This is a genomic window from Lactobacillus rodentium (genome assembly GCF_003423665.1).
Classification (GTDB): Bacteria; Bacillota; Bacilli; order Lactobacillales; family Lactobacillaceae; genus Lactobacillus; species Lactobacillus rodentium.
In genome coordinates, this window is record NZ_BFBY01000005.1 from 36,658 (window position 1) to 49,528 (window position 12,871).

13 protein-coding genes and 1 pseudogene are annotated in these 12,871 nt (G+C 35.1%); 11 read left to right on the forward strand and 3 right to left on the reverse strand.

Features of this window, described 5'->3' with window-relative positions; all coding sequences use genetic code 11:
* Window positions 1-13 precede the first annotated feature (13 nt).
* Entirely contained in the window at window positions 14-1,267 is a 1,254-nt protein-coding gene (locus tag LrDSM24759_RS04100; protein WP_117118226.1) for a (S)-2-hydroxy-acid oxidase, read from the reverse strand.
* Between the two features lie 204 nt (window positions 1,268-1,471).
* Between LrDSM24759_RS04100 and LrDSM24759_RS04105 the strand changes: the two genes are divergently transcribed.
* The 9 genes and pseudogenes from LrDSM24759_RS04105 (at window position 1,472) to LrDSM24759_RS04145 (ending at window position 9,101) form a co-directional block, all read left to right on the forward strand.
* Window positions 1,472-2,782, forward strand: coding sequence for an NCS2 family permease (locus tag LrDSM24759_RS04105; RefSeq protein ID WP_117118227.1), 1,311 nt, complete (start codon window positions 1,472-1,474; stop codon window positions 2,780-2,782).
* A 192-nt stretch (window positions 2,783-2,974) separates the two neighbouring features.
* A pseudogene (gene ribB / locus LrDSM24759_RS04110) lies at window positions 2,975-3,580 on the forward strand (3,4-dihydroxy-2-butanone-4-phosphate synthase); the annotation flags it as partial.
* Between the two features lie 146 nt (window positions 3,581-3,726).
* Entirely contained in the window at window positions 3,727-5,034 is a 1,308-nt protein-coding gene (locus LrDSM24759_RS04115) for an NCS2 family permease (RefSeq protein WP_117118229.1), read from the forward strand.
* A gap of 2 nt (window positions 5,035-5,036) precedes the next feature.
* A complete protein-coding gene (locus LrDSM24759_RS04120; protein ID WP_117118230.1) occupies window positions 5,037-5,450 on the forward strand; it encodes a peptide deformylase in 414 nt (137 codons plus the stop codon).
* A gap of 104 nt (window positions 5,451-5,554) precedes the next feature.
* Window positions 5,555-5,986, forward strand: a complete 432-nt coding sequence (locus LrDSM24759_RS04125; RefSeq protein ID WP_117118231.1) for a CopY/TcrY family copper transport repressor — start codon at window positions 5,555-5,557, stop codon at window positions 5,984-5,986.
* A 20-nt stretch (window positions 5,987-6,006) separates the two neighbouring features.
* Window positions 6,007-6,384, forward strand: coding sequence for a cupredoxin domain-containing protein (locus LrDSM24759_RS04130; RefSeq protein WP_117118232.1), 378 nt, complete (start codon window positions 6,007-6,009; stop codon window positions 6,382-6,384).
* Between the two features lie 16 nt (window positions 6,385-6,400).
* The gene (locus LrDSM24759_RS04135; RefSeq protein WP_117118233.1) at window positions 6,401-6,688 is read left to right on the forward strand and encodes a cupredoxin domain-containing protein; all 288 of its coding nucleotides are present in this window, start codon (window positions 6,401-6,403) and stop codon (window positions 6,686-6,688) included.
* Window positions 6,688-8,610 carry a copper-translocating P-type ATPase gene (locus LrDSM24759_RS04140; protein WP_117118234.1) on the forward strand — a complete coding sequence of 641 codons (1,923 nt, stop codon included), beginning with the start codon at window positions 6,688-6,690 and terminating at the stop codon, window positions 8,608-8,610. The genes LrDSM24759_RS04135 and LrDSM24759_RS04140 overlap by 1 nt, the downstream gene beginning before the upstream one ends.
* Before the next feature lie 26 nt (window positions 8,611-8,636).
* Entirely contained in the window at window positions 8,637-9,101 is a 465-nt protein-coding gene (locus tag LrDSM24759_RS04145; RefSeq protein ID WP_117118235.1) for a hypothetical protein, read from the forward strand.
* A gap of 20 nt (window positions 9,102-9,121) precedes the next feature.
* Here LrDSM24759_RS04145 and LrDSM24759_RS04150 read toward each other — a convergent pair whose 3' ends face one another.
* A complete protein-coding gene (locus LrDSM24759_RS04150; protein WP_117118236.1) occupies window positions 9,122-9,772 on the reverse strand; it encodes a Crp/Fnr family transcriptional regulator in 651 nt (216 codons plus the stop codon).
* A 92-nt stretch (window positions 9,773-9,864) separates the two neighbouring features.
* On the opposite strand from LrDSM24759_RS04150, the gene LrDSM24759_RS04155 reads away from it, so the two are divergent.
* Both LrDSM24759_RS04155 and LrDSM24759_RS04160 read left to right on the forward strand, forming a co-directional pair.
* Window positions 9,865-10,425 carry a hypothetical protein gene (locus LrDSM24759_RS04155; protein ID WP_117118237.1) on the forward strand — a complete coding sequence of 187 codons (561 nt, stop codon included), beginning with the start codon at window positions 9,865-9,867 and terminating at the stop codon, window positions 10,423-10,425.
* A 287-nt stretch (window positions 10,426-10,712) separates the two neighbouring features.
* Window positions 10,713-12,050, forward strand: a complete 1,338-nt coding sequence (locus LrDSM24759_RS04160; protein ID WP_245953338.1) for an MFS transporter — start codon at window positions 10,713-10,715, stop codon at window positions 12,048-12,050.
* A gap of 113 nt (window positions 12,051-12,163) precedes the next feature.
* On the opposite strand, the gene LrDSM24759_RS07765 is transcribed toward LrDSM24759_RS04160, so the two are convergent.
* On the reverse strand, window positions 12,164-12,871 hold a 708-nt coding region (locus tag LrDSM24759_RS07765), incomplete at its 5' end, for an LPXTG cell wall anchor domain-containing protein (RefSeq protein ID WP_170133359.1).

Consider the following 12,871-nt stretch of genomic DNA (forward strand, 5'->3'; position numbering starts at 1 on the left):
GATAAATACTTACTTATTCATGTTCTGAAGCACCAGATTCAGCATCAGTACTATCAGCATCTTTTTCTAATTGGTTTTCCTTAGTTACAGGGTAAGGCTTTCTTACACTTGGACTTGTTGATGAAACGCCCCAATCAGCACTGTAAGAAATGTGGTCAATCTTAGCATGCTTTACATCTTCAATAGTCTTGCAACCAGTTAATTGCATATCAATTAACAATTCTTTGTTTAATTGTTCAATTACTGATTCAACACCAAGGGCACCACCTAAAGCTAAGCCGTATAAGTATGGACGACCAATACCTACTAGGTCAGCACCTAAAGCTAAAGCCTTGAAGACATGTGAACCACGACGAACACCAGAGTCCAAAATAATTGGAATACGGTGGTCACTGTGGTGAACTTCTTTGGCAATTTCTGGTAAGACATCAATCGTTGCTGGAGCACCATCTAATTGACGACCACCGTGGTTAGAAACAACGATACCATCAGCGCCTGCACCAATTGCTAAGAAAGCATCTTCGGCACATTCAACACCCTTTACAAAGACTGGAACATCTTTACCGGCAATTTCCTTAATCTTCTTAATATCTTCAGGCCCAATCTTTTGAGCTGAAGAAGCATACATTTGAGCTACACTTTGGCCTTCACCTTTACCACCAGACCATTTGTTGAAGAATGCTAGTGGAACTGGATAAGTGAAGTGGGTACGTAAGTTAGCTTCACGATAACCACTAACAGTAGCATCAACAGTTAAGAAGAAGCCACTAAAACCAGCCTTAAGTGCATCAGTAATTACCATACGGTTAAAGTCCCAATCTTTACTTAAATATAATTGGAAAAATCTTGGTGATTCACCAACGGCCTTTTGGACGTCTTCAACACTCTTGTTAGCATAAGTACTCATACTGTATAAAGCACCTGCAGCTTTAGCACCTTTAGCTACATCAACTTCGGCTTCAGCATGAGAAATACCGTTACATGCAATTGGACTTATCATTACTGGTGTCTTTAAATCCATTCCCATAAAAGTAGTATCAGTGCTTGGATTGGATCTATCAGTTAAAGCTCTTGGTACAATTTGGAAGTGGTTAAATGCTTGGGTATTGTTACGCCAAGTCCATTCATTTTCTGAACCACTGGCAATGTAGTAGTATGCAGCTTCTGGCATCACATACTTAACTTCATCTTCCAATTGATTTAAATTTACAAGATTTAATTTCTTTTCCCTAGTACTTTGGGGGAAACCTTTATAATATACTGTCATTTTAAACCCTCTTCTCTATAGCTTTCATCTTTGTTATATCACCATTATTAAAATAATTTTAATAATAATACTTGTAAAAATATTCACATTATTTAACAGTTATTCCTATAATTCGTATTTACATCATTTTATAGGAATGATAAACTAAATAAGTCCTTAAATAATATTAAAACACGAACATTAAGTTCGATTTGGAGGATTAAAATGAACTTTTTAAACAATTATTTCAAACTATCTAGTCTTGGGACTAATATTCGTACTGAATTTTTAGCTGGTCTCACTACCTTTATTAGTATGTCCTATATCCTATTTGTTAATCCTAGCGTTTTGGGTGCAAGTGGGATGCCAACTGGTGCAGTGTTTACAGCTACTGCCTTGGCAGCAGCACTAGGTACTGCAATTATGGGAATTGTCGCTAATTATCCAATTGGTGAAGCCCCAGCCCTAGGAATCAATGCATTCTTTGCTTACACTGTATGTATTGGAATGCATGTTAAATGGCAAACTGCCCTAGCTTCAGTTTTTGTAGCTTCAATTATTTTTATTCTAATCACTTTATTTAAATTACGTGAATTAATTATTGATGCAATTCCTGCTGATTTAAAATATGCTATTTCGGCAGGTATTGGTTTGTTTATTGCCTTCTTAGGCTTACAAGATGGTGGTTTAATTGTTAAAAATGATTCCACTTTAGTTGGTCTTGGTTCATTAGATAATCCCCTTGTTTGGATCACTATTTTTGGTTTACTGGTAACTATTGTTTTAATGATTCTAGGGGTGCCTGGAGCAATTTTTATTGGAATGGTCACTGGCTCAATTTTTGGAATTGCTACTGGTCAAATTGCTCTACCCCATAAATTTATTTCTTTCGCTCCAAGTCTGGCACCTACTTTTGGCCAAGCAATTTTTCATGTTAAAGATATCAATACCTTACAAATGTGGATTGTTGTTCTTACATTCTTATTAGTTACTTTCTTTGATACTGCGGGAACTTTAATTGGTTTAGCTCAACAAGCTGGCTTAATGAAAAACAATAAGATGCCTAGAGTTGGTAAAGCCTTAGCATCTGACTCTACTGCAATGCTCTTTGGTTCAATTTTTGGTACTTCACCAGTTGGAGCCTTTGTTGAATCAAGCGCTGGAATTGCAGTTGGTGGTCGTTCAGGTCTAACTGCTGTGTTCGTAGCAATGTTCTTCTTGATTTCTATGATTTTTAGTCCTTTACTAGGAATTTTCACTACCCAAGTTACTGCGCCTGCTTTAATTATTGTTGGTGTTTTAATGGCTCAAAATACTGCTCAAATTCACTGGGAAAAATTGGAAATTGCAGTACCTGCTTTTCTAATTTTAATTGGTATGCCGCTTACTTATTCAATTTCTGATGGTTTAGCCTGGGGAATGATTACTTACCCAATTGCGATGGTTTCAGCTCGTCGTGGTAAAGAAATATCCCCAGTAATGTGGGCCTTATTTGTAATCTTTATCATCTTTATGTGGGTACTAAATATTAAATAAGTCGTAATTGACAATTATTTCTAATTAATTTAATATATTGAATTAGATTGATAAAGGAGCGATGTAATCCATATTACTTCACATTATTTTTAGCTAAATTTATTACTAAGTCTTGTTATGACACAACATAATTTTCCCTTTAATTTTAATAGTTAACTAATAAGGTTTTTTAATTAAAAGGAGAATTTATTGATGACTACTCAAGAAATAGAAAATATTAAAAATGCAATTGAATGGATGAAAAATGGTGGTTTAGTTATCGTAGCTGATGATGAGGATCGTGAAGCCGAAGGTGACATGATTGGTTTGGGAAGCAAAGTTACTGCCGACAATGTCAATTTCATTATTAAAAATGCTCGTGGTCTTCTTTGTGCACCTATTGGCAGTTCAATTGCTAAACGCTTAAATTTAAATCCAATGGTTGGTAATAACACCGATCCATATGGAACGGCCTTTACTGTAAGTGTTGATTATAAAGACACCACTACAGGAATTTCAGCTGCTGATCGTGCTCTAACGATCAAGCATTTGGCAGATCCGAATTCCCAACCTACCGATTTCTTTAGACCGGGACATATTTTTCCTTTAATTGCCAAAGATGGTGGTGTCTTAGAACGCAACGGTCATACTGAAGCTTCTATTACCTTAACTCGTTTGGCGGGAGAACCAGAAGTTGCTTATATTTGTGAAATGATTAAACCAGATGGTACAATGGCTCGTCGTCCTTATTTAAAGGAATTTGCAGCTGAGCATAACTTGCCATATTTCACTATTGCGCAGCTTCAGGAATATGTCCGTCTTAATAATAAAGATTAATTTTAAAGTCTGACTTTTGTCAGACTTTTTTATTTTTTACGAAAAAGATCTGTCATAATCCATTTTATGTGCTACACTTTAGAACAAAGTTCTTTATAAATTCTTAATAAATTCGGAGGAAATTTGAAATGTTAGAAAAATTCTTTCATTTATCGGATGCTCATACCACTGTCAAACGTGAGTTAATTGCTGCATTAACTACTTTTGTCAGTCTCTCCTACATCCTATTTGTTAACCCAAATATTTTGCATGCAGCTGGAATTAATAAAGGAGCAGCTTTTACTGTTACAGCTATAGCTACTGCAGTTGGTTGTTTTTTGATGGGATTAATTGCTAATTATCCTATTGCGCTAGCTCCTACGCTTGGTAGTGCCGCCTTTTTCGCCTACAACGTTTGTGTCGGAATGGGTATTTCCTGGGAAACAGCTTTAGCGTCAGTTTTAGTTGCATCAATTTTATTTATTTTGATTACAGTTCTTAAACTACGTGAAAAAGTTGTGGATGCTATTCCACAAGATTTAAAATATGCTATTTCTGCTGGTATCGGTTTATTTATTGCCTTTATTGGCTTACAAAATGGTCAAATTATCGTTGATAATAAGTCTTCCTTAGTTGGCTTAGGTAGTTTTAATAATCCTGCTATTTGGATCACTTTATTCGGACTAATTTTAACTGTCATCTTAATGGCCGCTAAAGTCCCTGGTTCTATTTTTATTGGAATGATTGTTACTGCTGGTTTTGGGATTGCTATTGGTCAGATTTCAATGCCTCATGGTTTTATTTCTACTCCACCTTCTATTGCGCCAACTTTTGGTCAAGCTATTTTCCATTTAAAGGATATTAATACTGCTCAATTATGGATGGTAGTTGTTACGTTCTTACTAGTAACCTTCTTTGATACTGCAGGTACTTTAATCGGAATGACCCAACAAGCTGGTATGGTCAACAAAGATGGAAAAATCCCTCATATTGGTAAGGCTTTTCTTTCTGATTCACTTGCCATGGTTGAAGGCTCAATTTTGGGTACAGCACCGCTTGGAACTTCAGTAGAATCCAGTGCTGGAATTGCCATGGGTGGACGAACTGGATTAACAGCTATCTTTGTTGGAATCTTTTTCTTAATTGCAATGATCTTTAGTCCTTTATTAGCCGTGATTCCTACGACTGTTACTGCACCGGCTTTGATTATCGTTGGTGTCTTAATGGCTGGTAACTTAAAATATATCAACTGGGATAAATTTGAAATTGCCTTTCCATCCTTCTTAGTAGTTGTTGGAATGCCCCTTACTTATTCCATTTCAGATGGTTTAGCTTTGGGAATGATTGCCTACCCAATTACTATGATTGCTGCTAAGCGCTATAAAGAAGTTTCACCAATGATGTATATCTTATTTGTTCTCTTTATTATCTTTTTCTTAATTACTAATATGGGATAAAAATGGCTCAACAAAATATTATTCATAATCAATTAACTCTTAGTTTGAAATCAGCCCCTGCTACTTCAGCAGACTTAACTATTGCTCAAGATTTAAGAGATACTTTATTAGCAAATAAAGATAAAGCTGCTGGATTGGCTGCTAATATGATTGGCCAAAACAAACGGATTATTGCCTTGTTTATTGGTCCTATTCCCATTGTGATGCTTAATCCTGTTATTACTAGTTCATCAGGGGAATATTTGACTCAAGAAGGCTGTCTTTCCTTAACTGGACAAAGATCTACTAAGCGTTTTAAAAATATTACTGTTCAGTATCAAAACGAAAATTTGGAAACCCATAAACAAGAATTTTCGGATTTTACCGCTGAGGTTATTCAACATGAAATTGACCACTGCAATGGGATTTTAATTTAAATTTTCACCATCTAGCTTAAGTTAGATGGTTTTTTTATTGCTTTTTAGTTGACAAATGTAGTCGTTAATTTTAAGATTACAATTGTAAACGAAAGGAACAAATTATGGAAACTAAGAAATTATCAAGTACTGATATTTCAGATGCAGAATGGGAAATTATGCGTATCATTTGGACTTTGAATCAAGCCCATACTAAAGAAATTATCAATGAAATTCAAAAGAAGAAGTCTTGGTCTGATTCGACTATTAAAACCTTAATTCGCAGATTAACAAAAAAAGGGCTTTTAAAGACCGAACAAGATGGTCGAGGATTCTTATATTGTCCAGTTGTTTCTCAAACTGACATGATGTTTGATGCCACTCAGGCGCTGTTGAATCGGATGTGCAATATGCATAAAGGCGAAGTTATCTTTAATTTAGTTAAAGATTCCCCTATTTCCAAATCTGATCTAGAAAAAATTAAAGTTGAAATTGATAAAAAAATGAAAACTGCTCCTGAAATGGTAGCTTGTAATTGTTTAAAGAAAGAAAATTAGTTTTATTAGGAGGAATTTTTATGAGTATTGGACAAATTATTTCTATTATTATTGGCCTCATCTTAATTGGATTTATTCTTTGGTGGTTTTTTGCACCTCACAAAGAAAATACTGGAGAAGCAACCGTAGTCGATGATGAACAAACAGCAACTATTGTGGTAAATGGTGGTTATTCTCCTTCAACAGTTGTTTTAAAAAAAGGCGTACCTGCTCAAGTAAATTTTGATTTAAAAGATTCAACTGCCTGCTTATCACATGTAGTTTTTGAACAGCTTGGAGTCAATGAAGATTTAACCAAACAACCTATTACAAGTGTGAATATTCCAACAGATAAAGCTGGTACTTATAACTTTGCTTGCGGTATGGATATGTTTCATGGGAAAGTTATTGTGAAATAAGAAAGGACCTAATCAAATGAGTATTTTTTCTAAAAACCAAGTAAAAAAAGTAATTGTTTCTGCAGATAATCATGGTTATAAACCTAATACTATTGAGTTTAAAGAAGGAAAGCCCGCTCAAATAAAATTTATCCCTAAAGGAAATTTAGGTTGTTTAGATCAATTAAACTTTAAGAGTTTAGATATTCATGATGATCTCAATGGCAAAAAAGAAGTTACTGTCAATATTCCAACCGATAAGCCAGGAACTTATGACTTTGCTTGTGGCATGGATATGTTCCATGGAAAGGTAGTTGTAAAATAATGAAACTTACAAATATTCAACGTTTTTGGATCTCCTTGATCCTTTCAATTCCAATGTTAATCCAAATGCTTGCCATGCCATTTCATTGGATGATGCCCTACTATAATTGGATTGCCTTAGTTACCACTACAATTATTATGGCAATTTCAGCAGTACCATATTGGAAAAGTGCCTGGGCTGCTTTTAAAAAGCATAGTGCTAATATGAATACTTTAGTGGCTACTGGTACAGCAGTTGCATATTTCTACAGTATTTTTGCAATGTGTACTAATCGTCCAGTTTACTTTGAAAGTGCTGCCTTTGTAACTGTCTTTGTTTTACTTGGCGATGCCATGGAAGAAAAGATGCACGATAATGCTTCTGATGCCTTAGGAAAATTAATGGGATTACAAGCAAAAGATGCTGAAGTTCTAAGAGATGGCAAATTTGTAAAAATTCCACTGGATCAAGTTCAAGTAGGTGACTTAATTAGGGTTAAGCCTGGTGAAAAAGTACCAGTTGATGGCATTATTACCCAGGGAATATCTAGTTTAGATGAATCAATGGTGACTGGAGAAAGTATGCCGGTTGAAAAACATGTTGGTGATACCGTCGTTGGCTCTACCATGAATACCAATAGCGTTATCACTTTCAAAGCAACTAAAGTAGGTTCGGATACCATGTTGGCTCAAATAGTTGATTTGGTTAAAAAGGCCCAAACTAGTCATGCTCCAATTCAAAATTTGACTGATAAGATTTCTAATATCTTTGTACCTGTTGTCATGATCATTGCGATCTTAACTTTTGTAATTTGGTTTGCCTTCTTAGGTGCAACTGCGGTTGAGGCCATGCTCTTTGCTGTAGCTGTAGTCGTTATTGCTTGTCCATGTGCTCTAGGTCTAGCTACCCCTACTGCTTTAATGGTGGGAACTGCTCGTAGTGCCAAAATGGGAGTTTTAATCAAAAATGGTGAAGTACTACAAGAAGTAAGCAAATTAGATACTGTAGTTTTTGATAAAACTGGGACGATTACTGTTGGTAAGCCAGAAGTTACCGATGTAATTGGTGATAAAGAATTAGTCCTTAAAGTAGCGGCCAGTCTAGAAGAATCTTCTGAACATCCTCTTGCTAGTGCAATTTTAAAGAAGGCAGTATCAGAAAAAATAGTTCCTCAAACAGTCAAAGAATTCGCTGCTCTTGAAGGTAAAGGTGTTAAAGCAACATTTGAGAATCAAGATGCCTTTGTAGGTAGTTCTCGTTTATTAGCCGATGTTCCTATTTCTGCTGAACTTTCACAAAAGGCAAATCAATTACAAAATGAGGCCAAAACTGTAGTTTATGTTGGACTCAATGATAAAATTATTGGCCTCATTGCTATCCAGGATATGCCAAAACCTAGCTCTAAGAAGGCTATTGCTGAATTAAAAGCTCGTGGTTTAAAGACAATCATGCTTACTGGTGATAACGAAGCAGTAGCACAAGCGATTGCTAACGAAGTTGGGATTGATCAAGTTATTGCTGGGGTCCTTCCTAATGAAAAGGCAGCTCATATCCAAGAATTACAAAAAAATGATGCTACAGTTGCATTTGTAGGTGACGGTATAAATGATGCTCCTGCACTTTCAACAGCCGATGTTGGGATTGCTATGGGTTCAGGAACAGATATTGCAATCGACGCCGGTGGTATCGTTCTAGTTCAAAACGATCTTTTGGGTGTTGTCCGTGCCTTAGATCTTTCTAAAAAAACCTTTAATCGGATTAAATTGAACTTATTCTGGGCTTTAATCTATAATACTATTGGTATTCCAATTGCTGCAGGAATCTTTGTTGGCATTGGTTTCACCTTAAGTCCCGAATTTGCAGCACTCGCAATGGCCTTTTCTTCAGTTTCAGTAGTAATGAGCTCACTTTTACTTAACAAGACTAAAATTGCTGGTGCCTAGCTTTAACAGTTATTAAGGAGTTAATTATGTCAGTTAGTATCTTGAATAATGACACCACTAATCAAGAATTTTTAGATTTTATTGTTGATGAAATCCATAATGCGGTTGTTTCCAGTGTAAATTCTGTTGGAAATCCTGCTGCTCAAGTATGTGATATGTTAATGGTCAAAGATATGAAGTTATATATGACCACTTCAGTTAAGAATCCTTTCTTTAAGTGCTTAATAAATAATCCTAATATTGAAGTAAATGGCTATAAAGGTAATGGCACAATGGATTCGTGTGGCTTTTCATTAACTGCTACCATCAAAAATATCGACCATCAATATTTAGATGAAGTCTTTGAAAAAAATCCCTATCTTAATGAAATCTATAAAGATAATTTAGAACAAGCTAAGCAAGAACTAAGAATTCTAGAAATCACGCCTCAAGCGGGAGCATATCTTGATCATCGCGTAGATCCAATTTATCACCGAACTTTTAAATTTTAATCTCAAAAAAGAGCGTTTAATTAAACGCTCTTTTCTTTTAGCTCAATTTTTCTCCCCTTTACTTTTAATCTCCCTTCTTTTTCTAGCACCTTTAATTGTCGAGAAAAAGTTTCCGCTGAAATACCTAAATAAGCAGCCAAATCCTTTTTCTTTAAAGTTAATATTATTTCCTTTTGCCCTTGTGCAATACTTTGATCTTTTAAATATTCCCAAATTCTTTCTTTAGCACTAAAAGCAGATTTTAAGACTTCGTGTCGCTGAATTTGCACTATTTTTTCACCAAAATTATTTAATAATTTTATGGCTACTCCAGGATTATCCTGTAAAAAATTCTGAAATTTATCTCGATCAATACTGCACACGGCTGTCTCTTCTAGTGCTTCAATCCAAGTATTAGTTTTACTTTCACCAAATAGTTCTCCTTCGCCTTCAATTTCTCCCATTTTCAAAATATTTAATACTACTTCATTACCATCTTCATCTAAACTAAAAACCTTGGCCTTTCCCTGATCTATTACAATCAAGCCACTATCTTCGTCGGCTCTTTTAATTAGACTTCCAGCATGATAATGTTGCTGATGCTTAGATGTTGAGACTAATTTTTCTTTAATTTCATGAGGTAAGGTTTTAAAAATTTCTACCTTACTCAAACATTGTTCTGGATTATGCATTATTTTTCTCTTTTCTTGACTTAAATCAATTTTATTTTTGATAAATCAATTATACTAAAAACATAAATTAAAAATAAACGGAGGAAAATTATATGACTAAATATTTTGCAGAAATCAAGCCATTAAATGAACAAAAAATCGCTTGTGTTCCACATGGAACAGCTGAATTTATCGAAAATGGTGATAATTTACATATTCATGTTGAAATGTTTGATACCCCTAAAAATATTGAACACTGGGAACATTTCCATGGCTTTCCTGATGGCAAAGATGCCGAAGTTCCTACGGCGGCAGCAGACACTAATCATGATGGCTATATTGATCTCCCAGAAACAGAACCATTTTCTGGTACAACCATGGTTCCTTTAGATAATGCACCTCATAAAATGAATATTCCCCATGATGGTTATCCTGTTGCTGATGATTCTGGTCATTATGAATATGAAATTGATGTGCCACTCAAAGAATTGCAAGCTTCCTTTAAAAGGGCCTTTAATACACCAGATCTTCAATTAGACAAGCGCGTAGTTTATGTTCATGGTATTCCTGAATCAATGAAACTTCCTGCAAGTGTTCAAGGTACTGTAATGTCTTATGATCCACATACTACTTTACCAATTGCTGCCGGAAAAATTAGAAAGGTTGAAGATTAGTGCTTAAAAAAATATTCTTTGTCCTATTATATGCAATAACTGCATTTTTTACTTTTAGTAATAAAATGATACCGGCAATGTATCTAATGGCAGCCGGGATGTTTCTAGAAGCTTCTTTTTCCTTATTCAATCATGTCCTAAAAACTATTAAGCATTAATCGAACGGTCTGGTAATTATCAGACCGTTTTTTGTATCCTATCCATTTTTTTGTTAGGGTAGTTATATTAGCTTTTTAAAATTTAGGAGGGATTATTACATAAATAAGAAAAATTTCTTATTTATTTTTATGAGTGATTCAACAATTCAAGAACCAATCAAAAAGAAAAGTTATAAAAAAGCACCATTAATGCCAATTCATATTCGCATTTTTGTTGCCATAGTTTTGGGACAAATGGCATGTGGCTTTGCACTTGGTATTAGTGGGACAGCACTGTCTAATGCGGCTCAATATATCCAAATTAGTGATTTTTGGACTGGGTTAATTGGTGCTGGTGCTTTAATTGGTTTGGCTGGAAGTTTAATCGTTGGCCGAATTTCTGATAAAATCGGACGCCGACGCATGTTAATGCTTAATATGTATGTATTAGCTTTATTTTCTGCTCTAAGTCTTTTTACCAGTAACTTATTTTTAACCTTTTTACTAAGAGTAGGCGCTGGTTTAATGCTTGCCGTTGATTATACGGTAGGGAATGCCTTACTTACTGAATGGCTTCCTCAAGGAGAAGATAGCAAAAAACAAACTCAGCTTTTAATCTATTGGACACTGGGCTTTATTGCATCATATTTAACCGGAATCTATATTACAGGTTTTGGTGCTTATACTTGGCAAGTAATCTTTGCAACAGGGGCAATACCTGCTTTAATAGCAGCTATTTTTAGAAGTATTTTTCCTTTACCAGGTTCTCCTAGTTGGCTGGCCAGCAAAGGAAAAGTTAAAAAAGCCAATCATTTAATTAGAAAACACCTAGGTAAAAAGTGGGCCGTACCTAAACGAGTTAAGAAAACTAAACCAGCAAAACAATCAACCTGGAAACTTTTATTGACAAAACCATATCGCCGAAAAGTTTTTGTTGGCGGAATGTTCTACGCTTGTCAGGCCTTTGCTTTCTTTGGAATTAGTATTTTCTTACCTATTTTGCTTCAAGGGATGAATATTACTGACGAAAAAATATCAGGAATAATTTATAACGGTGCTATGTTTATTGGGATTCTATTTGGAATCTTTATTTTTAATAGAATTAGTCGCCGGGCCTTTTTAATTGCTAATTTCTTGATTTCTAGTATTTTAATTGGGCTTTTAGCCTTTGGGACTCACTTTAATTCAATAGCTAAATTGACTATTTTTTCAATTTTTGCCATTATTTTATCTTCTGGTTTAGTACTAGATTATTCTTATCCAACTGAACTATTTGATATCAAAGTACGTGGTACAGGTGTGGGGACTTGTATTACTATTAGTCGTATTGGTGCAGCTGCCGGAACATTTTTACTACCAATTTTAACTAATATTGGTGGCAGTAGTTTAGCAATGTGGGTTTGTGCAATTGTTCTCTTCATGAGTTTTATTATTTGTTTAATCTGGGCACCCGAAACTTCACCCAAATTCTTGAATAAAAATAATTAATAAATAAAGATTAAGTAATTACATGCAAAAAAGCCTCGAAATTCGAATTGAATTTCGAGGCTTTTTATTATGGTTGCAAAGCTATAAAACTAATTATCAGTTCGTTTTATTTATTAGTCATTCTTTTTACGCTTCTTACCTGCTGCTAATCCGAAGAATCCAGCAATAGAAGCTAAAGCTAAACCAAAGATTCCAGCTTCATTATTCTTTGCACCAGTTTGTGGTAATTGACCAGCCTTACCAACTTTAACCTTACCGATTACATTACCATTTGCGTCAACATAGATAATCATTCCTTGACCATCTGCAGCTGGGTAGTAATCAATAATTTGTCCGTGAGGTCCAACAGTAACTACGTAACCTTCTTCAGCTAATGCTTCTGCTTGTTCACTTAATGGACGTTGAGCATCTAATAAGGAATCAGTATCACTAGCATTGTTACCAGCAAAGTTAGTAGGGTTATTGGTAATTACAGGAGCGGATTGGTTAGTACCAGCACCCTTGTTATTATCTCCCTTACCAGCAGGGTTGTTGCCAGTAGTTCCTTTATTGGTATTATCTTTGCCTTGGTTACCCTTGTCAGTATTCTTACCAGTGTTGTCTTTATTATCGGAATTATTGTTATCTGACTTACCATTATTGTTGTTATCAGTAGGTTGTTGAGGATTATCAGTGTTGTCACCGGTATTGTTATTATCAGCTTGAGCTGCCTTTTCAGCATCATCAGCAGCACTCTTAGCTACTTCTGCTGCAGAACTTGCTACTGAAGCAGCACTGCTTGCTACTGATTCATCACTCTTAGCATCACTTGCGTAGCTTTG